This window comes from Halobacillus shinanisalinarum, from assembly GCF_022919835.1.
In the GTDB taxonomy this organism is placed as follows: domain Bacteria; phylum Bacillota; class Bacilli; order Bacillales; family Halobacillaceae; genus Halobacillus_A; species Halobacillus_A shinanisalinarum.
Genome location: NZ_CP095074.1, coordinates 3008959 through 3034567 on the forward strand (window position 1 = coordinate 3008959; position 25609 = coordinate 3034567).

Below are 25609 nucleotides of genomic sequence, written 5' to 3' on the forward strand. Positions count from 1 at the left end.
AAATGGAGTCACTAATCAAAATGTAAAAAATTAAAGAGGATCTATCTATGGTTTCAAAGAAAATTATCATAGGAGGGGGTATTAAATGAGCAAGAAGGTATGGTTGTATATGTTCAGTATGGTACCAGCTATAGGAAGCCTGGTAGTTATTAATAAAACAGAGCCTTACGTCTTTGGGATGCCTTTTGTATTGTTCTGGCTGATGGCGTGGGTTGTATTGACTTCCGTGTTCTTATATTTGGTGAATATCCTGGATCCCGCTAATAAGGAGGAAGAAGAAATTTGAATATCTCTTTAGGGATAACATTCGGAATTTTAGCATTAGCCTGTTATTTGGGTGTCCAGGCCCGTAGAGGTAGAGATATGAATATGGAAGAATGGGCTGTGGGTGGTAGAAGTTTTGGTTCGGTCATCGTTTTTTTCCTGCTGGCGGGAGAAATGTTTACTACTTTTACCTTCTTAGGGGCAAGCGGTATGGCGTATGGAGTGGGAATGCCGGCGGTTTATGCGTTTAATTGCTTCTACTTCGTCATAGCATACTGGCTTCTTCCTCCGATTTGGAAATACGCGAAGAAGAACAATGTATTATCACAGTCAGATTTTTATGAGAAGAAATACAACAGTACCACTCTAGGCGTTGTAGTGGCAGTTATTGGAGTAATCGCCTCAATCGCCTACCTAGTTATGCAATTTGTCGGTCTTGGGATCATTGTTTCTGCATCTTCTTATGGGGCATTTCTCCAGGACTTGCTGTAGTCATTAGCGGGATTATAGTCACTGTGTATGTAATGGTTTCAGGTATGCATGGATCGGCATGGACCGCAGTTTTTAAAGATATTTTAACCCTGGGCGTTATAATCTTTATGGGTTTTTATTTCCCTTACCATTACTACGGCGGGTTTCAGTCAATGTTCCAAGCTATCGAAAGCGCGAAACCGGAGATGCTGCTTTTCCCGGATGAAGGGCTGAGCATTACTTGGTTTATATCCACAACTATCATGCTGGCTTTAGCCTTTTACTTGTTTCCTCATATGCAGAGCGGTATATTTTCATCAAGGAGTGCCAAGGCATTACGGTGGAATGCAGCAATCATGCCTTTATATCAGCTAATCATCGTATTTTCCATCATTATAGGCTTTTCTGCTATTTTACAAGTACCAGGTTTAGAGGACGCAGATATGTCTTTATTCAAGCTTTCCCAAGCTTCATTCGACCCCTGGTTTATTGGTGTAATAGGCGGTGCAGGTGCATTGGCGGCGCTTATCCCTAGTTCAATCGTGCTTGTATCATCAGCCACACTTTTAACTAAAAATATCTATAAAGTTTGGAAGCCACAGACAACTGATGCCCAGATTCGCAGGTTGAGCCGTTTGATGGTTCCTGTGCTCGTAATCGTAGCTATATTTTTTGCTTTAAATGAATCCAAATTGATTGGGCTCATCTACATCGCAGCATACAGTATTATCGTGCAGCTATTCCCTGCTTTATTTTTCAGTTTAATGAAGAAGAATCCGGTAAACAGCATAGGAGCCTTAACAGGAATGGCTATTGGTGTGATCATTGTCGCCTATACAACTGTTACTGAAACAACCTTGGCTACATTATTTCCTGAGCTGCCTTCCTATATTAAGGATATTGATATGGGATTAATCATTTTGGGCATTAACTTTGTGCTTACGTATGTGGTAAGCCTATTTATTAATAAGAGTGTGAAAAAGAACAGCAATCATCAACAAACCTTGGAAAGTCAGACAACGACACCCCACCAAAAGAAAGCATAATAAAGTAAGGTAATAGCTGAAAGTTTGACCCTGATGATTTTCTATTTCTTTTAATAACAAAATTAAAAACAGACATCTTGAGAGGTTTAGTCTCAAGGATCGTTAGACATTAATTCCCATTGAGCAGTAATAACTGTTTTAATAAAAAGATCTTTAGGAGGTTTCGTTATGTTAAAACCCTATTTAGTTGTAGAGTGGAATGATACAGAAACAGATGCAAAAGGCTGGCTGGTTGTTCATAATTTCGTGAAAGGCTATACGGGCGGCGGTACGAGAATGCATCCGTCCGTAACAAAAGAAGAGGTCGAAAGGCTAGCCGAGGCGATGGCTTATAAATATGTAGCCTGCGAGTGCGGAACGACCGGAGGGTGCAAAGCGGGGATTGCTTATGATTACAAAGCGCCAGATGCATACTCCGTATTAAGAAGATTTCTAATCGCTATGATGCCCTATATCGATATCGGAGTATCTTTAGGTAGTGATTTAGGTACTAAATATGAAGATGTACTCAAAATATTTAATGAGTTTGGTATTGATATCCCTATGACAAAATCCATGAAACAAGATTCCGAAGTCCTGCAAGGGATAAAGCATTTTGATGAACTATTGGCGACTAGAATGGACGGGTTGCTTTTAAATGATGTAGTAACAGGGTATGGTGCGGCATTTTCGGCAGATGAGGCCTGGAAGTTTAAAAAAGGACAAGAAGGAGCAAAAGTTGTGATCCAGGGATTCGGTTGTGTAGGAGCGAGCTGCGCATTGAAAATGTCTCATTTAGGCTATAAAGTCGTTGGAATTTCGGATGCAAATCTTTTAGTAACGTGTGAAGAAGGATTGGATGTTCAGAAAATGATTGATCATAAAAATATGTACGGAGAGATGGATCAAGCCTATTTTGAATCGCACTATACGGTAAGGCCCAACACAGAATGGCTCGATGTGGACTGCGACATTTTAATTCCATCTGCGTTAGAGGATGTCATTAACAAGTCTAATGCTGATATCGTAAAAGCAAATTTAATTGTGGAAGCAGCGAATATCCCGATCTCCACTGAAGGAGACGAAATGATTAGACAAAGGGGAATTGATATTGTCAATGATTTTGTTACTAACCTGGGGCGATAAGGTTTTATGATGCTGTTATTTTTGGACTGGTAGCCCCCAATCCTCAAGCTGTAATTGATGATATTGAAAAACTATGCCGAAAAAATACGCATCATTTGTTTATGGAATCTAAAAAGCAAAACAAATATCAAAGGGATGTAGCTTATGAAATATTCGAACCGACCATTAGTGATTTATTAGAATATGCAGAACCATCCCAGGAAGCGGCTTCCCATTAACCGTGAATAATATCAATTTCTGAAACCGCTTACTAAAGGCGCGTTCTAAAATTTAGAGCTGGGGGGAGATTTCATGCAAACAGAACCAGAGGGCCAACCGAAAAAATTGCAGCGTGCGATGAAAAGCAGACATTTATTTATGCTGTCCATAGGTGGAGTAATTGGAACGGGACTATTCATGGGATCAGGATATGCGATCAGTGAAGCAGGACCAGTGGGGGCGATTGCTGCCTATTTGGTCGGTGGTTTACTAATGTACCTGGTAATGGTTTGTCTAGGAGAATTATCGGTAGTGATGCCAGTATCTGGTTCATTTCAGGCCCATGCAGAGAAGTATATTGGTCCTGCAACTGGATTTACAATCGGTTGGGTTTACTGGATGAGCTGGGCTCTTTACGTGGGATTAGAGTTTATAGCGGCTGGTTTACTCATGGCTAGATGGTTTCCGGATACACCGGTATGGGTGTGGTGTACATTTTTCGCTTTGCTCCTGTTCACCATAAATGCTCTGGCAACGAGAAGCTTTGCCGAGACGGAATATTGGTTCTCAGTAATTAAAGTGCTTACCGTGATCCTGTTTGTTGTTATTGGTGGGGCAGCAGTATTTGGGTTAATTTCTATGGAAGGGCATTCCGCTCCTTTTCTGACCAACTTTGTCAGTGACGGATTATTTCCTACAGGATTCACGGGTGTGTTTATATCAATGATGACGGTGGTGTATGCATTCCAGGGTTCCGAAATTATGGGGGTCGCGGCAGGTGAGACAGAAAATCCTGAAAAAAGTATTCCAAGAGCGATTCGGACCATCGTTATCCGTATTTTGCTTTTCTATGTTCTGGCAACTTTTGTCTTATCCGCTATCGTCCCGTGGCAAGAAGCAGGAGTGCTCGAAAGCCCATTTGTGACCGTATTTGAAATGATAGGTATTCCTTATGCAGCTGATATTATGAATTTCGTTATCTTGACTGCAGTTCTTTCAGTAGGGAACACGGGGCTGTATGCCTGTACAAGAATTCTTTTTTCTCTTTCGCAAAGCGGAATGGCCCCAGCTGTATTTGGAAAAATCAATCGGCGCGGTGTACCTATGAACGCATTACTTGTTACTCTTGCCTTTGCGTTGCTTTCTTTACTTACTAGTGTGGTAGCAGAGGAAACATTATTTGTAGTGTTACTTGCTATTAGCGGAGTTGGAGGAGTGCTGACTTGGATGTCGATTGCCTTCGCACAATACAGATTTCGCAAGCAGTATATCAGAGGAGGCGGAAAGGTGGAGGATCTAAAGTTTAGAGTGCCTTTCTTCCCTTTTGTGCCAATTCTCTGCCTCGTAATGTGTGTAGGTATTTTCGTATTTACCGCTTTTGACCCGACACAGCGTACGTCACTATATTGGGGGTTCAGCTTCGTTGCTGCTTGTTATCTTTTCTACTATTTTAGATATACCAGAAGGAAGGCAAACGCACCTATCTTAACAAAAGAACAGTCCGATAAACAAACTAGTTAGATAGAAATGAATTATGAAAGAGCCAATTTGCCTTCACGATGATAACAAACTTTTAACAACAGAAACACATGGTACGGCAACTACTACAAAGTATCTTTTTCTACTTGAACCCGGATAATTTTGATTTAAAAAGAAAATGAAAGAAAACTTGAAATCTTGGGAGGATTACAATGACTAGTCAAATAGAGTTTACTGTGTCAGATGCGCTAGTGAAAGAACTTTTACAGTCGGGGGTCGAAGTAGTTTATGGCATTGTCAGTATCCATAACATGCCGATATATGATGCGATCTTGCGGGATGGGAATATCCGCTTAGTTACAGCCCGTGGAGAAAGCGGTGCGGTCAATATGGCAGATGCATATGCACGCGCTACTGGTAAGCTGGGAGTCGTCATGACAAGTACGGGTGCCGGAGCCGGAAATGCAGCAGGTTCCCTAACAGAAACCTGGAATTCCGGTACTCCGCTTCTCCATATTACCGGAGAAGCCGATTCTCATTATATAGGGACGGATCAGCGTTATATTCATGAGTGCAAAGATCAATTGAAAATGATGGACGGTGCAAATAAACATGCCTATTTGTTAAAGCGGCCGAAACAAATCACACCGTTTCTCCGCAAAGCGATTAAAGAAGCACGCACTACTCCGACAGGACCTGTAACGGTTTCCATTCCTACTAATTTCCAAACTGAAGTGATCCCGTATAACCAATTGGTGGAAGCAAGAACAGGCGAAGCAGAAAGTAGTGTAGAGATTCCAGATGATGTGGTGAAAAAAATCCAGGAAGCGAAAAGGCCTGTCATCTGGGCAGGAAAAGGAGTCATCGCTTCGGGGCTTCCGAGGAGCTCAAACAGTTAGTGGACTTGATTCAGCCGGCCGTCATCACCAGTGAATCAGGCAAAGGCTCCATTCCTGAAAATCATCCATTATGTATCGGTAATTTTGCAGCTACCCCTCAAGTCGAGGATCTATTGAGGAAGTCAGATTTACTCATTAGCATCGGGGTCCGCTTTCGAGGCGAGGAAACATACGATTGGACGCTGCCGACGCCTGAAAATCATATCAATATAGATGCGGATCCGCATGCATTTAACCGTAATTTTGATACGCTATACGGGTTGGTTGGGGATGCTAGGGCAATTTTACAAAAGCTGAACAACTTCTTGTCTGATAAGAATATTTCTCCAGATCCGGCATATGTGGATGAAGTGGAGTCCGTACGTAAAAAAGTCCGGGATGACCTTCGCAGCAACATCGGTCCATATTGTGAAATCGCTGATGCTATGCGTGAGCTCATGCCGGCGGATACCATTCTGGTAAGGGATGTGACGATACCGAGCTACACGTGGGGAAATAAACTGATCGATATTTACGAACCCAATACCTCCATTTATGCGACCGGGGGAGGAATCGGTCAAGGCTTGCCGATGGCTATCGGGGCGCAGATCGGCCAGGAAGAGAACCCTGTAGTTCTGATCGCTGGTGACGGGGGATTCATGGTGAACGCCGGTGAGATGATTACCGCTATCCAGGAGGATGCACCTATCACGGTTGTTTTATTCGATGATGGCGGCTACGGCATTTTAAGATACTTACAAGAAGCCGCTTATGGCAGACGCACGTCCGTTGATTTGAAAAATCCCGATTTCGTTATGATGGCAAAGTCTATGGGGTTTGAAACTGAAAGGGCAAGCTCTGTGGATGAGTTCAAACAATGTTTGGAAACGGCTCTAGCAAGCCGAAAGCCATCTATGGTTGTAGTTGATGTGGATGCTTTAGAACCGATGAATTATGAGGAATCCGACGAATATATTGATTCATTCCGCCCTAAGAAGTCCTAATTACGCGGAACACGCTCGATTTTTTAAAAAGATGATTACATGAACATCGAAGTCAGCTGGAAATAGTAAATTAATTGGATTGTAATGAATAGGGAAGCTGGCTTCGAAAACTCGCAATACCTAGCTGTGAAACTGGGGAGGAACCAATATTATGTCAAAAAAATTGAACATGTATATGAACGGCGATTGGGTAGAATCAAGCAGCAACGAGACATTCGATATTATTAACCCTGCCACACAGGAAGTCATTGCCATAGCACCAAAAGCTACCAAAGAAGAAACAGAAGAAGCAATAAAAGCAGCAAAGCGTACTTTTGAAAGCGGCGTATGGTCCTATTTACCGCCGCAAGAGAGAGCAAGAGTTCTCCTGCAAATTGCGGAAAAAATGGAAGAGCATTTAAACGAGCTTGCTGAACTGGAAGTGCAAAATAACGGAAAAACTAAACGAGAAGCCGAGTCTGATGCTCAAGAAGCAATCAATAGTTTCCGTTATTATGCGGGACTGCTGAACATGCCGGACGGCCAAACATATGAATATTCTGATGATATGCAAACACTGATCGTTAAGGAACCTATAGGAACAGCCGGGTTGATCGTACCCTGGAACTTTCCGTTATTAATGAGTGTATGGAAGATTGCACCTGCACTCGCCGCAGGAAATTCAATTATCTTGAAGCCGGCTGAAATCACTCCTATAACAGCGGTAAAACTATTTGAGCTTATAGATGAAACCGATTTGCCGAAAGGAGCAGCCAACCTGTTGCTGGGCTCAGGCTCGGTCGTTGGCCAAACAATAGCAGAGAGTGAAGACGTGGATATCGTTTCTTTCACCGGCAGTACAGGGGTTGGGCGCCATATTATGACAGCTGCAACAGGCAACATGAAAAAAGTCTCACTAGAGCTGGGAGGGAAATCTCCGAACATCATCTTTGACGATGCCGATCTAGAAACAGCGGTTGATTATGCTTTATATGGCATTTTTTTAGGCGCGGGGCAAGTTTGTTCTTCAGGAAGCAGAATCCTTGTTCAAGAAGGAATCTACGATAAGTTTGTGGAAAGATATGTTGAAAGGGCAAAGGCAATCAAAGTTGGTCCCGGGAACGACGAAAAAGCAGAAATGGGGGCGATCGTCAGCCGAAAGCATCTTGAAAGCATACTAGAATACGTGAAAATCGGAATAGAGGAAGGGGCAAATCTTGCACTTGGCGGCAGCCAAATTAAATGGGGCGAGCTGGAAAAAGGCTTCTTCCTAGAACCCACCATTTTCATAGACGTTACCAACTGCATGCGAATCGTACGAGAGGAAATATTCGGCCCAGTAGTAACTGTACAAAAGTTCAAAGACGAAGATGACGCGATCAAGGACGCCAATGATACTGACTTTGGCTTGGCTGGTGCTGTATTTTCCAATGATCAAAATAAAGCCTTGCGCGTTATTAAAAGAGTGCGTGCCGGCATCACATGGGTGAATGCCTATCACCTGACAAACGTGCAAGCGCCGTGGGGTGGTTACAAACAAAGCGGTATCGGCAGAAGCTTGGGCACATACGGCTTGGACGAATATCAAGAAACGAAACAAATAAATATGAATTTGGCACCAAAACCCCTTCATTGGTTTGAAGAAGGGTAAACAAGTGCAGATGAACATCCGGCCACTGGTTGGCCGGTTTTTTTAAGGTTTTAAAAATTTGGAAAGCCCACCTTCAGGGAGAAAGACTATAATAACTAAGATAGCAAGAATTCAAGCCCCTCCTATATCCCTCAATAAAGGGATAAAAAAATTGTATTGACTTTTATCATACACGATTGATATAATAAATTTGCGTAATATTCTAAAAATTACCTATCTTACTTCTGGTTAGGCATCCCCTTTCCAGATCAGTGAAGAAAGGCATTATTTCAAAATAAAACTGTCAAATCTAGTAGACTCTATTGAGAGACAATAGAGCGATATCCTAGATAAAAAGCCAGTTAAGCACACATGGACATAAACCCATGTGTGCTTAACTGGCATTTTATTTTTGCAAATAAAGAAATAACAAAAGCAATTAAGGAGGGTTTTCATGAGAACACAAATTTATAAGTACTCTTTAACAAGATGTAGACATCATGGAAGAGTTACCTAATCAGAGTTAATGTGGAGTTTTAAAAGAGGTTTTTATACTAAATCGATAAGGAGACTAATTATGCATAATGGAAATATTATCTTTATTGCCGGCCATGCTCGACTCCCGGAGGGGATGGCTGCACAGAGTATGTTTCACACATTAACAGTTACAGCAGAATTAGACCGTCAATACGGAGTGATTTTACAATGTTCATGCACACTGGTCACCGAGCATGGGCGAGATTTTATTCATCACCTCTTACAAGGCTACAGTTTACTTAACGGTGTTCAGGATCCGGTCAACGCGATTGAGCAAAATTATTTTGGTAAAGCTAAAAAAGCAATTATTGTAGCCTTAAAAGATTTATACACCCAATATGAGGTTGTAAGAAAAGAACGCACACATGGAGTGAAGGTCTAATGTATGATTACGTGATCGTCGGGGCAGGAATCGTAGGTCTAGCCGTCGCTTATTCGATTCAAAAACACCGTCCGGAAGCATCCATCGCAATTTTAGATAAAGAAAAACAGGTAGCCACCCATCAAACAGGACATAATAGCGGGGTGATTCATTCTGGTATTTACTATAAGCCCGGGAGTTACAAAGCCCGATTTGCCAAAGCCGGTAATGAGTCAATGATTACGTTTTGCGAAGAGCACGGCATCGCCTATGATCAGTGTGGCAAGGTAATCGTAGCAACCAGGGAAGAACAACTGCCTGCTTTACAAAAATTATATGAACGTGGACAGGATAACGGATTAACGGTTCATTGGTTAGAGCAGGAGGCTCTTTTACAACGGGAACCGTACGTGAAGGGGCTGCAGCTATAGAAGTACCGTCTACAGGTATTGTGGATTACAAAGGAGTGAGTGAAACACTTGCACTTCTGATCAAAGAAAAAGGAGCCGATCTTTATTTAAATGCAGAGGTCAAGCGTATTGATGAACAAGATGTGGTAACGATCGAGACCAGTCAGCAAACGATACGCGGGAAAAAGATGATCAACTGTGCAGGATTGCATAGTGATCGGATTGCTGAGCTGACTGGTTATCATTTGGATATGCAAATTGTACCTTTCCGAGGAGAATACTATCAGCTAAAAGAAGCTTCTAAACATCTTGTACAAGACCTCATATATCCTGTTCCAAATCCGGATTTTCCGTTTTTAGGTGTTCATTTCACTCGTATGATTGATGGCAGTGTAGAGGCTGGACCAAACGCTGTTCTCGGATTTAAGCGAGAAGGTTACACAAAAAAGGATTGGAGCATAAAAGACTTATCCCAGGTACTTGGCTCCTCAGGGTTTTGGCGATTGGCTTCTTCTTATATGAAGGAGGGAATGGGGGAGATGAAACGTTCCTTTAGTAAAAAAGCATTTGTCAGGGGATTACAAGAATTGATCCCATCTCTTACCGAGGACGATGTTGAACCAGCACCTGCAGGAGTGCGAGCTCAGGCCATGCGTTCAGATGGTACCTTGGTCGATGACTTTTATATCATTGCAGGGAAACGCAGTTTTCATGTGTGCAATGCTCCTTCTCCAGCAGCAACTAGTGCTTTGCAAATTGGAGAAGAAGTGTTTCGCAAAATGGAAGAAAAAAACTCCTATGCAATTTAAGAAAATATTTTGACAATTATATATTTATTTTGTATAGTAAAGATAACGCTTACCTCGTTAGGGAGTTTATCCTTTTCATTTCGTAAGCGCACGAATTATCATGATCATATAATTCTACAACTATAATGCTGTTTAATAGGACGTGGCCTTTCTTGATCAAAGGAAGCCGTACCGTCTGTTAGAGCCAGCCTTTCTTACCATTAAAATTGGTAGGTTAAGGCTGGCTTTTTGTATGAAATTTGAAAAACCATTAATTTAGGAGGAATGAACATGAGTATTACGGAAAAAGAAGTACTCGACTTTACTCAAAAAACGAAGCATTACAAAATCGCTATTCATCCCCAAAGTGATCGAATGTATCATATTACGATTGAAAAGACGGCATTTGAAGCCTTTTTTGAAAAAATAAAAAATATCGGGGTACAAGAGCTCGAATATATTCCATATACGCGATTTATTGTATCAAATGCATTGCAGGAAACACTCGGCGAAGCCTTCACAAAAACAGTGCAAAGTATTTTACAAGATCGTCAAACGGGTGGTTTTACCATTGGACTCGATGAAGACATAACAGACACGGATCAATATGTTCTGTTCTCCACTGCATTAACGCATTTGATTGGAGAATGCAACTTTGATGCAATGTCAGGGAAATACTACGCCCGGTTCAAGGTAAAACATACTGATGAAAGTGATTCATACCTTCGTCAGGCATACCGATTGTTTACTTTTCACACGGACGGAACATTCGTTGACGAATCAACTGACTGGCTCTTAATGATGAAAATGCAAGAAAGAAACGCCGTGGGTGGAGAATCCCGATTGTTGCATTTAGATGATTGGGAGGAATTAGACAAGTTTTATAATCACCCTTTTGCCAGCAAAGAGATTACGTATAAAGCACCGGCAAGTAAAAACGTGAATCAGGATGTTAAAAGGAAAACCTTCTTTCATCACAATAACGAACCATGTATTTGTTTCATCGATCAATTTGCCAATCCAGCTTCGATTGAGGAAGCTAAGTATTTGCGTGATTTATCTAACTCGATGGAAGAAGATAAACATGTAGTAGAATTAGATCTTCCTGTAGGTCACCTTGTAATGGTAAATAACTTATTTTGGTTGCACGGCAGAGCAGCGTTTGAAAAAAATGAGGAGCTTGACCGTGAACTCCTTCGACAACGGGGAAGGTTTAAACAGTAAGTAGTTTCCTTTTCAACTAAGAAACTTCTTTTAAATACCAATTCTTAATAAGCTGTTTAGTTTATTTTGATTTAGGAAAGAAACCTTAAATAATAGGTTTTACTAACTGTTAAGCCTAATTGACCTATCGAAAAGATAGGGCAGTTCATAGATCAGAGCCAGTTATATGTGTGGGGTTTCCCTTAAGGATTCCCCTACTATAATTGGCTTTTCTCTGCAAAAAGGAAGTATCAATATTTTAGAGGGATTAACATTGTAGCTATAACAGTTTATATAATGGCAACCTTCATTGGTTTCATGTTCTTTTCAGATTTAAGCTTTAATGTCTCAACGATACTAGCTGCTATTTTTTATTATATAGCAGCTAGATTATTTAGAAGGAAATATCCTGTTATGGTGCAAGAAGAAACAGAACATATTCTAGATTTCAAATCTAATAAAGAAATTGTCCTACAATAAGGGATCAGACAACATTTGGATCAGGTTCTGGATTAATAGAGGTAATGGGGAGGATAAAAGATGAGTCATTCAAACTACATTAACGGCCAATGGCAGGAACCTATTTCTGGCGATTATAAAAATAACGTCAGCCCTCACGACAGTCAAGAAATTGAAGAATTCCCTGTCAGTACAGAAGCAGATGTACAAAAAGCCATCAGTTCAGCAAATAAAGCTTTTCCCTCTTGGAAAAAGCTCTCCTATCAACAGAGAGGTACTTACTTACTAAAAGCAGCAGAAATTTTAGAAGAGAACACAGAAGAAATTGGACGAGATCTTACGCTCGAGGAAGGGAAAACTTTAACGGAAGGCATTGGCGAAACACGCCGTGCGATTAATATCCTTAAATACTATGCAGGAGAAGCAATGCAGCCAATTGGCAGTGTTATCCCTTCAGCTAACTCGGAAACCACGGTTTATACCAAACGCACACCATTAGGCCCTGTGGGATTAATTACCCCGTGGAATTTTCCTATCGCTATTCCAGCATGGAAGATGGCTCCAGCCTTAATTTACGGCAACACTGTTGTTATAAAACCAGCAGACTTAACACCTAAGTGTGTATATCACCTTATGAATGCCTTTCATGAAGCTGGTTTGCCAGCAGGTGTTGTTAACTGTGTATTTGGACGCGGTTCTGTGGTTGGAAACGAACTTGTAGAAAACCGGGGGATTAAAGGTATCTCATTTACCGGGTCTAACTCAGTTGGCAGAGCTATTCAAAGTAAAGCAATGGCTAACGGTAAAAAGGTACAACTTGAAATGGGTGGTAAAAATCCATTGGTCATATTAGCTGATGCCGGAATCGATAATGCAGTTGAGCTGGCCATCAAAGGAGCTTATCAATCCACCGGGCAAAAATGCACAGCAACCAGCCGTGTGATCGTAGAAGAAGAAATCTATGAAAGTTTCCGTGATCGACTGATAGAACGTACTCAAAGTCTAAAGGTAGGAAATCCATTAGTAGATGATTCTTTTATGGGACCATGTGTATCCCAATCCCAGTACGAAACAGTGCTCCGTATGATTGATCAAGGAAAAAATGAAGGTAACCTTCTTTGCGGTGGGGAATCGATAAAAACATCTGAACTCGAAAACGGTTATTATATCCAACCAACCATTTTTGAACTCTCGTCTCAAAATGCACGTATAGCGACAGAAGAGATCTTCGGCCCAGTTATCGCTTTATTAAAAGCTGCTGATTACCAAGAAGCCGTTCAGATGGCCAATGACACAGAATTTGGACTGAGTGCATCCATATGCACCAATAACCTAAGCCGGGCTCAGCAATTCATCGATCAAATCGAGGTAGGCATGGTACATGTGAATTCTGAAACTGCAGGCGCGGAACCACAAATACCGTTTGGAGGAATGAAAAATTCCAGTGATGGCCCTCGAGAACAAGGTAAAACAGCCATTGATTTTTACACCCAGGTCAAGACCGTATATTATGACCAGCACAGATAGCAGGCCTTGCGCCTGCTTTTTATTACGGTTATTTTCCCTTTTGCCCTTCGAATCGTAAAAAAGCACAAATCTTCTAACCTTCCAATGGGGCAGGTACCGCATTCCTTTCCCCATTGGAAGGTTAGAAGATTAAAAACCGTCAATACATTTTCACGGCATTTCCATCTATCAGTTAGTCTTATCATCTTTCTATATAACAGCCATTAATTATCCGTATAATTTCAAGACCATTTTCTGTGCTATGGTTTAAAAAAAGATGGAAAGGAGTATGTTGAAAATGGCACAACAAGAAATTACGGAGAAATTAGATGAGGTACCTTCTTCAGGGCAACAGAAAAAATCAGGAAAGAGACCGAATCGGGCGTTACCGTGGATCGGCGGAATTGCATTCACTTTTTTCATTGCATTATTGGGGCTTGGGTTAGCAAAAATACCTGGGTTTGACCGCGTAGGCCCTCTTGCTTGTGCAATCATCATCGCCATCATTTGCCGTCAAATTTGGGAATATCCCGAGAAAATCCGTCCGGGAATCGAATTTTCCGCTAAAAAATTACTTAGGTATGCCATTGTGTTATACGGATTAAAATTAAATATTGCGGTTATCTTTAATCAGGGTATGCCCTTACTAGTTCGTGATATCGGAACCATTGTTTTTGCCATGGCAATTATGCTGTTGATAGCGAAATGGTTAAAGGCCGATTTTGTATTATCCCTTCTCCTTGCAGTCGGAACAGCCGTTTGCGGTGCAGCAGCTATTGCAGCTGTATCACCAATTGTGAAATCTGAAGAGGAGGATACGGCGATCGGGGTAGGTATTATTGCTTTAGCCGGAACCGTTTTCGCTCTACTTTATACTGTGATTCGACCTTTCTTGCCTATATCCGGTTCCGACTATGGGGTTTGGTCTGGGATAAGTTTACATGAAATTGCTCATGTTGCCTTAGCTGCTGCACCTGGAGGAGAAGATGCATTAGCTATTGCTCTATTAGCTAAATTAGGTCGAGTCTTTTTATTGGTTCCTTTATGTTTTATTCTAATGTATTGGATGAAGAAGCGAAACGTTAATGATGCTGGTAAAACAAAGGTGGATTTCCCGTGGTTTTTAATTGGCTTTATCGTCATGAGTCTCTTTGGAAGCTATGTCATTGGGGAATATATTGAAATACCGGTAACAATCATGGATGGAATAGCTTATCTATCCACGTTTATTCTAACCATGGCGATGGTTGGACTCGGATTAAACGTCAGTTTCCAAGCTTTGCGAACAAAAGCGTCCCGTCCGTTTATTGCGATGCTCATTACATCTTTACTGTTATCTGTCCTTACCTTTTTCACCTTATAGTTGTTTTTAAAAAGTTTTTAGTTTCAAACAGACGAATATCCTATGTTGACTTGTTTCGGGATCACGCTTATAACAGGGGTCCTCGTGAACAGCGTAAAGATTATATACCATATAAAAGCTTCCTTCCCACTTTATAATATTTTCCTATTTCAGTTATTAAGGATTCTGATATCAGAATTTATTGAAAATTTCGAACCGGCAAGTTTATAATTTAGATATAGATGAACTAAATAAATTCATAACCTACTTGAAAGGATTACGAATAGATCTGCAATCGAGTAGGATCAGTGAAAGGGGGATGTGATGGATAGAGAGATTAAACTTTACTTGGCATTGAAACCGCTTGCAAATTGGTAGATGTTTTATTTTGAAAAAAGTGGAGGTCTCACCAATGTCTTTAGATCATACAAACCCTGTTCCACTTCATATTCAACTGAAGGAGATCTTAGAAAAAGAAATTTTTGACGGGAAATATAAAACAAAAATTCCGAGTGAAAGGGAATTTATGGAGGATTTCTCGATTAGCCGTAGCACAGTCAGAGAGGCCATTAATCTTCTAGTCCGGGATGGCGCTCTAGAAAAAAAGAAGGGTAAAGGGACATTTATTTCATTTAAGCCTATTCAAGAATGGTTAGGGTACTTAGGCAGTACGACAGAAACGATTCGCGGAATGGGGATGAAGCCGGGAGCAAAACTAATTGACCACGGGATTATTAAACCAGATCAATCAGTTAGTACATTAACCGGACTTGATGTTGCATACTTTATTAAAAGGGTTCGCTATGCAGACGACGTTCCAATCGCCATAGAAAATCAATACTACCCCGTCGAGATCGGGAGAAAGCTTGCGCAATATGACTTAGATAACGCAACCCTTTACGATTTACTTGAGAAGAAATTGGAAATACATTTTGCAGATGCAGAGCAAATGATCACGAGTGGTCCATTTCATGAAAGCGATGCAAAACTTTTAGGTGTATCTCCAGCTTCATGTACTTTGATCATCAATCGAATGATTTATGATAACGAAGGGGATCTCGTTGAATATCAAGAAGGCTTCTACCGTTCAGACATGTATTCGTTTTCTATCAATTTATCAAGAAAAAATAGCTAACTAGGATTATTTCATCTTTAAACTGGTCCGGACAATGCGATGTCCTGATGACCTTGTAGGAACAAGGCAGATGGAAGAATGATTCATTACAAAGAGGAGGAAAGCAAATGATTATAGGGATACCTAGGGAGATAAAGAATAACGAAAACCGTGTGGCTATTACACCTGCTGGAATAACGGCTTATAGAAAGGCAGGCCATGAAGTTTGGGTGGAAAGTGGTGCCGGGGTAGGCAGTGGGATTTCTGATCAAGAGTATAAGGCAGCTGGAGCCATAATCATGCCTTCACCGCAAGATGTTTGGGAAGCTGAAATGGTGCTCAAAGTGAAAGAACCGCAGCCAGAGGAATATCAATACTTCCGTGAGGGATTAATCTTGTTCACTTATCTTCATCTTGCTGCGGAACCGGGCCTTACCGCAGCACTTCTAGAATGCAGAGTTACTGCCATCGCCTATGAAACCATCCAACTAGACAACGGTGCCCTTCCATTACTAACGCCTATGAGCGAGGTAGCTGGAAGAATGTCTATACAAATTGGGGCTCATTTTTTAGAAAAGTTAAATGGCGGAAAAGGCACCCTTTTAGGTGGAGTACCCGGGGTTCAAGCAGGGGATGTTGTCATTCTCGGCGGAGGTATAGTTGGGACGAATGCAGCTAAGATGGCATTGGGTTTAGGTGCCAATGTGACTTTGCTGGACATTAACCCTAACAGACTAAGAGAATTGGATAATGAATTTAGCGGTCAAATCAACACGGTTATGTCAAATGAATTCAATATTGCAGCTGCAGTGGAAAGAGCGGATTTATTGGTTGGCGCGGTATTAATCCCCGGTGCAAAGGCTCCTCAACTAGTTGTAGAGGACATGGTCAAAACGATGAGGGATGGTTCAGTTATTGTTGACGTGGCCATTGATCAGGGGGGATCCATTGAGACAGCCAATCGAATTTCGACTCATGATCAGCCAACGTATGTGAAGCATGGGGTCGTCCATTATGCAGTCGCCAATATCCCTGGGGCCGTATCAAGTACATCGACTTATGCTTTGACAAACGTGACAACTCAGTACGGTGTGTTACTTGCAAGTAAAGGATATAAGCAAGCGATCAGCGGAAATAAAGCATTAGCCCAAGGGATTAACACGTTAAAGGGATACGTTACACATCCAGCGGTAGCGAAAGCCTTAGGTTTACCTTATCAACCGGCCGAATTATTGCTAGAGGATTTAGCCACCACTTCATCATGATTTATTCGTAAAGGAAAGACATTAGATGTAGCTTGATGTTTCTGTTGCCGATTTCTAAAGCTTGTATCTTAATCATCTATTAAAGGGGATGAATGTGATGAAGGTAAAAGAAGAAATGGATAGTTTGGTGAAAAAGGATACGGATCATCTATGGCATGCCATGCATCGTCATGTTGAAAACCAACCAACGATGGTCGCGGAATCTGGTGAGGGTTCATGGTTTACAGATGTGAATGGGAATAGATATTTAGATGGGGTATCAGGGTTATGGTGTTTAAATTTAGGTCATGGCCGACAAGAAATCATTGATGCTGCAAGTGAGCAAATGAAGCAATTATCATATTTTCCATTGACGTTGAGCCATATGCCGGCTATTAACTTATCGGCGAAAATCAGTCAACTTTTAGGGGGATCCTATAAAACATTTTTCTCAAATAGCGGATCTGAAGCCAACGAAGCTGCCTTTAAGATTGCTCGTCAATATCACGATCAAAACGGAAATCCTGGAAAGTACAAATTTATTTCAAGATACCGTGCGTACCATGGAACGACCTTAGGGGCATTAAGTGCAACAGCGCAAGCGAATCGTCGTATGAAATATGATCCAGGTGTACCGGGCTTTCTCCATACCCCGCCTCCATATAGTTACCGTAGCCTTTTTGATGAAGATGCGGAAAAAAGCGATTTAATCGCCGCAGAAATGATTGATCAAATGATTACGTGGGAGGGGGCAGAATCCGTAGCCGGTGTCATTATGGAGCCGTTTATTTCTGGCGGGGGAGTCATCATACCATCTAAAGCCTATTTAAAACGAGTTTCCGAGATTTGTAAAAAACATGATGTGCTCCTAATAATGGATGAAGTGGTTTCAGGCTTCGGACGTACCGGAAAGATGTTTGGATTCATGCACACAGAGGGTGTTGAACCAGATATCGTTACGATGGCAAAAGGATTGACAAGTGGTTACTTGCCATTAGGGGCAACGGCCGTTAAATCTGACATCTACGAAAAATTTAAAGAAGCCGGTGACCATAACCACTTTAGACACGTTTCCACATACGGGGGACACCCAGCATCGTGTGCGGTTGCCTTAAAAAATATTGAAATTATTGAGAGAGAAAATCTTGTGAATCGAGTCGATGAGCTAGGGGAAACCATTTTAGGGCAACTAAAAGAGTTGATCGAACACGAGAATGTCGGCGAAGTCAGGAGCGTTGGTTTCCTTTATGGCATCGAAATGGTCGAGGATAAGCAGACCAAAAAACCGGCCTCCGACCAATTGATTGGTTCCATTATTGGGAAATGTAAAGAAAATGGATTAATTATCGGACGCAACGGTGACACCGTACCTGGTTACAATAACGTACTAATTATAGCGCCACCCCTCTCCTCAACAGAAGATGATTTAGAGTTTGTAGTGAATACAGTGAAGTCAGCGTTTTATGATTTAAAAGCCTACGTTAAAATCGAAAAAACAAGTAAAAATTGAATTAGCAGCTTATTGCTAGGTGTTCTTTGAACACCCTCTCATAGAAAGGTGAGCGATTATGAACTATGAGAAGCTACAAACTTTCATCACAGTGGCTGGTAAGAAAAGCTTTTCTGAAGCAGCTAAATTACTCTATTTATCCCAACCAACGATTACATCCCAGATAAAATTACTAGAAAAAGACTTGAATACGACATTGTTCGAACGAACGACGAAACAGGTTCAACTAACACAGGCTGCCAATGTTCCTTATCGTTATGCTAAAGAAATCATCAAGATAAGCGAAACAGCTGAAAAGGAAATTATGAGCATGTCTGATCAAGTTTATGGTGACCTAAAAATCGCCTGCAGCCTAACCATTGGTGAGAATATTCTTCCGCAAATTTTAGGGGAGTTTAGAAAAGAATATCCTTTGACGTCTATCATCGGGATGTAGTGTTGAAGTCTACAGCAGAATTATTTCTTCATTCTATTAAACCTTTAGATAAAAAATTAACGTTAGAATCCCCAGTATGCTAGACAGGGGAATAAATATATATAATTAATTTAGGAGGAATTTCGTATGGCAAAAGTAGAGTCCGAAGTGAAGCAACTGAGAGGGAAAAAGGTTAAAATGACGCCAAGTGAAGCGATTGTAGAAACCCTAGTGGCTGAAGGAGTAAAAGAGGTTTATGGAATTTTGGGGTCGGCGTTTATGGATATGCTTGATCTATTACCTACTGCCGATATTCGGTTCCTGCCGGTACGTCATGAACAAACAACCGCACATATGGCTGATGCCTATACTCGTGTAACAGGAGTAGCAGGTGTAGTAGTTGGTCAGAATGGACCGGGGATTACAAATATGGTAACTTCTGTGGCAGCAGCGAATCAGGCACACACCCCTATGGTCGTAATTTCACCATCTGCAGGTACGCCGACAGTTGGATGGGATGGTTTCCAAGAATGCAATCAGGTCTCTGTGTTTGAGGACATTACGAAGGAAACGGTTCAGGTAACCCACGTCAGCCGCGTAGCTGATTGCCTGCGTACAGCATTTAGAATTGCATATGCCGAACGAGGGCCAGTACTATTCGATATCCCCCGTGATTATTTTTACGGTGAATTAGAAGATCAAATTTTGGAACCTTATCAATATCGTGTGGATTCTCGTGGAAGCGGTGATCCGGCCCAGTTGGATAACGCGGTTGAACTGCTTAAAAACGCAGAGTATCCGGTCATTATCTCCGGTCGAGGAACTGTAGATTCTGATGGGATTGATACAGTCAAAGAAATTGCCGAACATTTAACAGCCCCTGTGGCGGTTTCCTACATGCATAACGATGCCTTCCCGGATAACCACCCATTAGCTGTTGGGCCAATTGGATATATGGGGTCAAAAGCTGCCATGAATACGTTGAAAAAAGCAGACGTCGTACTCGCCATCGGCACAAGGTTATCGGTGTTTGGAACATTACCTTGTTATGACATTGATTATTTTCCTGAAGACGCCAAGATTATTCAGGTTGATATTAACCCTCGAAATATAGCACGTACACATCCGATTGAGGTCGGTTTAATTGCAGATGCTAAATCAGCATGTGACGAGCTCGTCAAACGATTGCAGGAGGAAGCCCCTAATCCGGTACAAAACCAAGATCGGTTACAAGAAGTCACACATGAAAGAGAAAAATGGGAAGAAGAACTCGTATCCCTCGCAATGGAAGACGGAAATCCTATCAACCCTCGCCGCGCCTTGCTAGAGTTAACGAGAGCAGTACCTGAAGGAACGATGATCTCATCAGATATCGGAAACGTTTCATCCACAGCCAATGCCTATTTGAAATTCAACCAAGGAAGAAAACATATTGCGGCACTTACATTTGGTAATACAGGATTTGCTTATCCGGCGGCATTGGGGGCGCAATTAGGTGATCCGAATAGTCCCGCGGTGGCCATTGTCGGTGATGGTGCATGGGGCATGAGTCTCCACGAAGTTAGTACAGCAGTAGAGCAGAATATTCCGGTCGTTGCCTGTGTGTTTAATAACAACGCATGGTGTGCGGAGAAGAAGAACCAAGTAGATTACTATGATAATCGCTTTGTCGGTGCAGATATTGATTCCCCTGATTTTGCCGAAGTGGCTAGGTCAATGGGTGCGCAAGGGTACAGAGTAGATAAGCCAGAAGATGTCGGACCAGTAATAGCCGAGGCTATAAAATCCAAAAAGCCAACCGTTATTGACATTCAAGTAGACGGAACACAACTGGCACCACCGTTTAGAAAAGATGCACTGAAAATGCCAACGCGTTACCTTGCTAAATATAAGCATCTAGATTTTGAAAGTTGGGGAAAAGAATAGTATTATAGGCTAAAGAGCATAACGTATTCAACTGACATTGAACAAGTTGCTCCCTGTTTAAACAGGGGGGGCAACCCATTGCATAAGTACTAAGTTTGTGCTCATCTGACCGTTCTCGTCTATTTTGCAGGTACTTCATAGCTAGCCCTATGTTAAAGTTCATGGAGGGATAATAGGTAAATTACGAGTTCGGGAACAAGCATGATAGTTTACGCATGAGTATCGGTGAGGAATCTAAAAATGAATACTGTATTTTGTTGAGTTGAAAAGATTATTCTCAAGTTAGGTATTGGATTTTTTTCAAGATTCATATATACTGTAGTCAAATTGAATAGAAATAACTAGGGGAGCCCAATAAGCTGGGCTGAGAAGGAAACGCGTTGAAGTTTCTTGACTCTTTGGACCTGATCTGGATTATGCCAGCGTAGGGAAGTTAGAACAATCATCATTGCTAACACAACTTCTGTATACATATTAGCCGGGTCCAACCATTTATTATGGACCCGGCTTTTTTATGTGCTTCAATAAGCTTTTCCACTTGGTGTAGTCTGTCTCGTCCTTTATACCAAAAAAAGGAGAGATTTATTATGTCACCATCTTCATTAAACAAAAAAAACATTTCCATCATGTCTAGTTTTTCAGGAAGTCAAAAAGTATATGTGCCAGGTTCAAGAACCGACATAAAAGTCCCCATGCGTGAAATCGAGTTAAGTCCAACAACAGGTACTTTTGGGGAAGAGGAAAATCCTCCATTGCGTGTGTATGATACAAGTGGTCCTTATACAGACCCGAATTATTCCGTTAATATTACCAAAGGCCTTCCAGCCCTTCGAAGTGTATGGATTCAAGAACGAGGCGATGTGGAACAATATGAAAACCGCGAAATCCAACCTGAAGATAATGGGTATAAGGAAAATGATCCTCGTGCAAACGATAAAGTATTCCCTGGATTAAATCGTAAACCATTACGTGCCAAAAAGGGGAAAAATGTCTCGCAACTTCATTATGCTAAACAGGGAACGATTACTCCTGAAATAGAGTTTATCGCAATAAGGGAAAGTATGGATCCGGAGTTTGTCCGAGATGAAGTGGCAAAAGGCCGTGCAATAATCCCATCTAATATTAATCACCCAGAGATCGAACCTATGATTATAGGTCGTAATTTCCACGTCAAAATTAACGCGAATATTGGAAATTCAGCTGTTTCATCCTCTATTGAACAGGAAGTTGAAAAAATGACTTGGGCCACACGTTGGGGCGCAGATAATATCATGGACCTATCAACGGGGAAAGACATTCACACAACTCGAGAATGGATCATTCGAAACTCATCCGTTCCGGTTGGTACTGTCCCCATTTATCAAGCATTAGAAAAAGTCAATGGTGTTGCTGAGGACCTGACGTGGGAGATTTATCGTGATACGTTGATCGAACAAGCAGAGCAAGGTGTGGACTACTTCACGATCCATGCAGGTGTTCTTTTGCGATATGTGCCACTAACAGCAGAACGTTTAACGGGTATTGTTTCTCGTGGTGGATCGATCATGGCACAGTGGTGCTTGTATCACCACCAAGAAAGCTTTTTGTATACTCATTTTGAAGAGATTTGTGAAATTATGAAAGCCTACGATATCTCCTTCTCCCTGGGGGATGGGTTACGTCCTGGGTCCATTGCGGATGCAAATGATGAAGCCCAGTTTGCTGAACTAGAAACTCTGGGAGAGCTGACAAAAATCGCATGGGAGTACGATGTACAGGTGATGGTTGAAGGACCAGGCCATGTGCCCATGCATCTTATTAAAGAAAACATGGACAAACAATTAGAAGTGTGTCAGGAAGCCCCCTTTTATACACTTGGACCACTTACAACGGATGTAGCTCCTGGTTATGATCACATTACTTCTGCGATTGGCGCAGCTATGATTGGTTGGTATGGAACCGCAATGCTTTGTTATGTAACGCCAAAAGAACATTTAGGTTTACCCAATAGGGATGATGTTCGTGAAGGGGTTATTACTTATAAAATCGCGGCCCATGCAGCTGATTTAGCAAAAGGACATCCAGGGGCCCAAGAACGGGATGACGCCTTGTCAAAAGCACGTTTTGAATTTCGTTGGAGAGATCAATTTAACTTATCTTTGGATCCAGAGCGTGCTATTGAGTATCATGATGAAACACTACCTGCTGAAGGTGCAAAAACGGCTCACTTTTGTTCCATGTGCGGACCAAAATTCTGTAGTATGAGAATTTCTCAAGATATTCGTAATTATGCAAAAGATAATGAACTTTTTACGAAAGAGGCTATTGAAAAAGGGATGCAGGAGAAAGCTGAAGAATTTAAGAAATCTGGGGGTAATATTTATCAGTAACTTTCTTAGGAGGGCGTACGGATGATGGTTCAAAACATCGAAGAAGAAATTAATCAAACGAAAAATCACCTTGCTTCTTTGAAGAATTGTTTAAAAGAGATTCAACAAAATTGTGATCATCAGTTTAAAGGGAATAATAATTATGAAAAATGTGTGAAATGTAATAAGACAGAAGCATTATATTACTAACTGAAAAGCTCAAACGTGGTACATGGCAAGCCTGATGAGGGGAGCAGGCTGTTGGAAATGTCTTTACGTCAATAAAAAGCAGGTAATTGTCGGATTAATGAAATAAATTCAGAAAATTCTATAGACCACGGGTAAAAATAATGTAAAGTACAAACAAAATCATTTACAAAATTTTATAATTAATTCACTAGGGGTGCCTTTACTTAATGGCTGAGATCAAAGTATAACTTAGAGACTCTTTGAACCTGAACTGGTTTGTGAAAACCAGCGGAGGAAAGTGACAGAACTTTTTAAATATAAATGTGAAATTTATAATTCATGTTTTTGTTAAATGGGACATGCCACTTTTCCTTTCGGGAAAGTGGCATTTTTAATGCTTTATATTCAAGGAAGTGCTGGTATGAACCTATGGTAGTTACAAATGGAATAAGTCTGGTTGTTGGTGATAATTAAAAAATTGCTCCTTTGGTAGATTTTAAGGGAACACCAAAAGTCTTCTTATGAATATCTCTTCTTTTGTAAAGGCCTTAGTAGAAAGTGGGGTAAAATAAGCAGAAGCTTTGCATTCACGATCGAGTAGACATACCTGTTTGTTTGGGATATATAATCTTCATCTATCGGAAAAGAGATTACCAGTAAAAGAGGGGTAGAGCTAAGGGGTGTAGAGAAGCTAGAAAGATCACTACCTCGCTCGTTATCGCTATTGGCTGGGTTACTGCTGACAAAATAGAGATTTTTTATATAAAAAGAAAGCAGAGGGTGCTGCTGTAATGTCAGGAATATTTAGTGAAGAAGATCCACTTAAAGCTGTAAAAAATTATAAAAAGGGGACTTTGTTTTATGAATGAACACTATGAAGTTCTGGTCATTGGAGGAGGCATTATAGGTCATTCTATTTCCTACTATTTAAATAAAAGCGGGGTTCCTGCAATAGTGGTTGAAAAACATACCAGTGCTAGAAAATCCACTAGAGCAGCAGCTGGCATGCTTGGGGTGCACACTGAAAATAAAACATCGGGTATTTATCACCAATTCTGTATGACGAGTAGAGATTTATACCAAGACTTAAGTAAGGAATTGAGTGAATTGACGGCTATAGATATAGGTCTTTCCCTAGTTGGAATGATAGAAATTGCAGTAGACCATGGGCAGAAGAACGAATTACTTTCTAAGAAAACCTCATTTCCGAACCTGGAGTGGCTTGAGGGACAACAGTTAAGGGATAGAATTCCTCACCTTAAATATGCCTTAGGAGCACTATATATGAAAGAAGATGGCCATGTGGAACCAACTAACGTATGTGAAGCATTTAAAAAAGCTGCTTTATCATATGGAGGGGAATTAGTAGAAAACAATACTGTATTAGGGATAGAAAAAAAAGATGGAGTTTTTACCATAAAGTCAGAAAACGGTTTACTTACAGCAGAAAAAGTAGTTGTGGCCTCAGGAGCTGACAGTGGATGGTGGTTTGAATCTACGGGACTTAAGAATCCCATGGTACCTACAAAAGGAGAATGCTTTTCCATTAAACCAAGAAAAAATTATTTTAAGGAAGCATTATTCCTTAACAATTTTTACATCGTGCCAAAACCGGATGGTCGCTATATTGTTGGGGCCACCTCAAAGCCAAATGACCAAAGCGTTACCACTACCGCAGGTGGCTTATCAAGCCTGATGAATCAAGTGTTTTCTATATTTCCTGACCTTAAAGAGGAATCCTTTCAAGACTATTGGTCAGGAATTAGACCAGGTTCAACGGATGGTTTTCCAATTATAGGAGAACATCCGACACTTTCTGGGTTCTTTTTTGCCACTGGCCACTATCGAAATGGCATTTTACTAGCACCCGCTACTGGAAAAATGATCAAGGATCTCATTGTAAATAGAGGAGTGCATTATCAATCCTTTCAAGACATGTTTTCGCCCAATCGCTTTCAAATTCAAGGAGGGACACTTTATGAATATTTACGTTAACGGCAGAAACATTGATTTACCAGACACCGAAATAACGATTTCTGAGTTGTTTGATAGTTATAATATTCAAAAAAGAACTTCTGTAGTAGAGCACAATAAAGAAATTGTGAGTAGAAATGATTATAAAAATACAAAGGTAGCAAATGGAGATACGCTGGAAATTGTACATTTTGTGGGAGGTGGATGAA

General features: G+C 41.1%; 19 protein-coding genes, 2 pseudogenes and 2 riboswitches. All 21 genes and pseudogenes read left to right on the top strand.

The features are described from left to right. Positions 1-85: 85 nt before the first annotated feature. Positions 86-286: a DUF3311 domain-containing protein gene (locus MUO14_RS15170; RefSeq protein ID WP_244751465.1), complete on the top strand. Its 201-nt coding sequence runs from the start codon at positions 86-88 to the stop codon at positions 284-286. Then, positions 283-1781 (top strand): annotated as a pseudogene (locus MUO14_RS15175) (sodium:solute symporter family protein). The gene MUO14_RS15170 and the pseudogene MUO14_RS15175 overlap by 4 nt, the downstream one beginning before the upstream one ends. A 168-nt stretch (positions 1782-1949) precedes the next feature. Then, entirely contained in the window at positions 1950-2906 is a 957-nt protein-coding gene (locus MUO14_RS15180; RefSeq protein WP_244751466.1) for a Glu/Leu/Phe/Val family dehydrogenase, read from the top strand. Positions 2907-3197: 291 nt separating this feature from the next. After that, positions 3198-4625 (top strand): amino acid permease, encoded by a 1428-nt coding sequence (locus MUO14_RS15185; RefSeq protein ID WP_244751467.1) that lies wholly within the window; start codon positions 3198-3200, stop codon positions 4623-4625. Positions 4626-4795: 170 nt separating this feature from the next. Continuing rightward, on the top strand, positions 4796-5482 hold the full coding sequence (locus tag MUO14_RS15190) for a thiamine pyrophosphate-binding protein (protein ID WP_244751468.1): 687 nt from the start codon (positions 4796-4798) through the stop codon (positions 5480-5482). Next, the gene (locus MUO14_RS15195; RefSeq protein ID WP_244751469.1) at positions 5482-6465 is read left to right on the top strand and encodes a thiamine pyrophosphate-dependent enzyme; all 984 of its coding nucleotides are present in this window, start codon (positions 5482-5484) and stop codon (positions 6463-6465) included. The genes MUO14_RS15190 and MUO14_RS15195 overlap by 1 nt, the downstream gene beginning before the upstream one ends. Before the next feature lie 151 nt (positions 6466-6616). Next, positions 6617-8095: an aldehyde dehydrogenase family protein gene (locus tag MUO14_RS15200; RefSeq protein ID WP_244751470.1), complete on the top strand. Its 1479-nt coding sequence runs from the start codon at positions 6617-6619 to the stop codon at positions 8093-8095. 556 nt (positions 8096-8651) lie between these two features. Next, positions 8652-8993, top strand: a complete 342-nt coding sequence (locus MUO14_RS15205) for a DUF3870 domain-containing protein (RefSeq protein WP_244751471.1) — start codon at positions 8652-8654, stop codon at positions 8991-8993. Continuing rightward, positions 8993-10191 (top strand): annotated as a pseudogene (gene lhgO / locus MUO14_RS15210) (L-2-hydroxyglutarate oxidase). The gene MUO14_RS15205 and the pseudogene lhgO overlap by 1 nt, the downstream one beginning before the upstream one ends. A gap of 270 nt (positions 10192-10461) precedes the next feature. Then, on the top strand, positions 10462-11394 hold the full coding sequence (gene glaH / locus MUO14_RS15215; protein ID WP_396265631.1) for a glutarate dioxygenase GlaH: 933 nt from the start codon (positions 10462-10464) through the stop codon (positions 11392-11394). Between the two features lie 519 nt (positions 11395-11913). Beyond that, on the top strand, positions 11914-13359 hold the full coding sequence (locus MUO14_RS15220; RefSeq protein ID WP_244751473.1) for an aldehyde dehydrogenase family protein: 1446 nt from the start codon (positions 11914-11916) through the stop codon (positions 13357-13359). Between the two features lie 277 nt (positions 13360-13636). Further along, entirely contained in the window at positions 13637-14701 is a 1065-nt protein-coding gene (locus MUO14_RS15225; protein WP_244751474.1) for a YeiH family protein, read from the top strand. Positions 14702-15092: 391 nt separating this feature from the next. Further along, positions 15093-15815 (top strand): GntR family transcriptional regulator, encoded by a 723-nt coding sequence (locus MUO14_RS15230; protein WP_244751475.1) that lies wholly within the window; start codon positions 15093-15095, stop codon positions 15813-15815. 107 nt (positions 15816-15922) lie between these two features. Next, the gene (ald, locus tag MUO14_RS15235) at positions 15923-17059 is read left to right on the top strand and encodes an alanine dehydrogenase (protein ID WP_244751476.1); all 1137 of its coding nucleotides are present in this window, start codon (positions 15923-15925) and stop codon (positions 17057-17059) included. 97 nt (positions 17060-17156) lie between these two features. Continuing rightward, on the top strand, positions 17157-18548 hold the full coding sequence (locus MUO14_RS15240) for an aspartate aminotransferase family protein (protein WP_244751477.1): 1392 nt from the start codon (positions 17157-17159) through the stop codon (positions 18546-18548). Positions 18549-18606: 58 nt separating this feature from the next. Then, the gene (locus MUO14_RS15245) at positions 18607-18984 is read left to right on the top strand and encodes a LysR family transcriptional regulator (RefSeq protein WP_244751478.1); all 378 of its coding nucleotides are present in this window, start codon (positions 18607-18609) and stop codon (positions 18982-18984) included. Positions 18985-19110: 126 nt separating this feature from the next. After that, positions 19111-20889, top strand: a complete 1779-nt coding sequence (gene xsc / locus MUO14_RS15250) for a sulfoacetaldehyde acetyltransferase (RefSeq protein WP_244751479.1) — start codon at positions 19111-19113, stop codon at positions 20887-20889. Positions 20890-21222: 333 nt separating this feature from the next. After that, positions 21223-21337: riboswitch (TPP riboswitch) on the top strand. Between the two features lie 139 nt (positions 21338-21476). Then, positions 21477-23258, top strand: coding sequence for a phosphomethylpyrimidine synthase ThiC (thiC, locus tag MUO14_RS15255; protein ID WP_244751480.1), 1782 nt, complete (start codon positions 21477-21479; stop codon positions 23256-23258). A 21-nt stretch (positions 23259-23279) separates the two neighbouring features. Then, positions 23280-23447, top strand: a complete 168-nt coding sequence (locus MUO14_RS15260; protein WP_244751481.1) for a serine protease — start codon at positions 23280-23282, stop codon at positions 23445-23447. A gap of 179 nt (positions 23448-23626) precedes the next feature. Next, a riboswitch (TPP riboswitch) is annotated at positions 23627-23740 on the top strand. A 547-nt stretch (positions 23741-24287) separates the two neighbouring features. Next, positions 24288-25421: a glycine oxidase ThiO gene (gene thiO / locus MUO14_RS15265; protein ID WP_244751482.1), complete on the top strand. Its 1134-nt coding sequence runs from the start codon at positions 24288-24290 to the stop codon at positions 25419-25421. Then, positions 25405-25608 (top strand): sulfur carrier protein ThiS, encoded by a 204-nt coding sequence (gene thiS / locus MUO14_RS15270; RefSeq protein WP_244751483.1) that lies wholly within the window; start codon positions 25405-25407, stop codon positions 25606-25608. The genes thiO and thiS overlap by 17 nt, the downstream gene beginning before the upstream one ends. The last annotated feature ends 1 nt before the right edge of the window (position 25609 follow it).

Coding starts and splice junctions, on each gene's coding strand:
- MUO14_RS15170 (WP_244751465.1), top strand. CDS start 86: ATGAGCAAGAAGGTATGGTTGTATATGTTCAGTATGGTACCAGCTATA.
- MUO14_RS15180 (WP_244751466.1), top strand. CDS start 1,950: ATGTTAAAACCCTATTTAGTTGTAGAGTGGAATGATACAGAAACAGAT.
- MUO14_RS15185 (WP_244751467.1), top strand. CDS start 3,198: ATGCAAACAGAACCAGAGGGCCAACCGAAAAAATTGCAGCGTGCGATG.
- MUO14_RS15190 (WP_244751468.1), top strand. CDS start 4,796: ATGACTAGTCAAATAGAGTTTACTGTGTCAGATGCGCTAGTGAAAGAA.
- MUO14_RS15200 (WP_244751470.1), top strand. CDS start 6,617: ATGTCAAAAAAATTGAACATGTATATGAACGGCGATTGGGTAGAATCA.
- MUO14_RS15205 (WP_244751471.1), top strand. CDS start 8,652: ATGCATAATGGAAATATTATCTTTATTGCCGGCCATGCTCGACTCCCG.
- glaH (WP_396265631.1), top strand. CDS start 10,462: ATGAGTATTACGGAAAAAGAAGTACTCGACTTTACTCAAAAAACGAAG.
- MUO14_RS15220 (WP_244751473.1), top strand. CDS start 11,914: ATGAGTCATTCAAACTACATTAACGGCCAATGGCAGGAACCTATTTCT.
- MUO14_RS15225 (WP_244751474.1), top strand. CDS start 13,637: ATGGCACAACAAGAAATTACGGAGAAATTAGATGAGGTACCTTCTTCA.
- MUO14_RS15230 (WP_244751475.1), top strand. CDS start 15,093: ATGTCTTTAGATCATACAAACCCTGTTCCACTTCATATTCAACTGAAG.
- ald (WP_244751476.1), top strand. CDS start 15,923: ATGATTATAGGGATACCTAGGGAGATAAAGAATAACGAAAACCGTGTG.
- MUO14_RS15240 (WP_244751477.1), top strand. CDS start 17,157: ATGAAGGTAAAAGAAGAAATGGATAGTTTGGTGAAAAAGGATACGGAT.
- MUO14_RS15245 (WP_244751478.1), top strand. CDS start 18,607: ATGAACTATGAGAAGCTACAAACTTTCATCACAGTGGCTGGTAAGAAA.
- xsc (WP_244751479.1), top strand. CDS start 19,111: ATGGCAAAAGTAGAGTCCGAAGTGAAGCAACTGAGAGGGAAAAAGGTT.
- thiC (WP_244751480.1), top strand. CDS start 21,477: ATGTCACCATCTTCATTAAACAAAAAAAACATTTCCATCATGTCTAGT.
- MUO14_RS15260 (WP_244751481.1), top strand. CDS start 23,280: ATGATGGTTCAAAACATCGAAGAAGAAATTAATCAAACGAAAAATCAC.
- thiO (WP_244751482.1), top strand. CDS start 24,288: ATGAATGAACACTATGAAGTTCTGGTCATTGGAGGAGGCATTATAGGT.
- thiS (WP_244751483.1), top strand. CDS start 25,405: ATGAATATTTACGTTAACGGCAGAAACATTGATTTACCAGACACCGAA.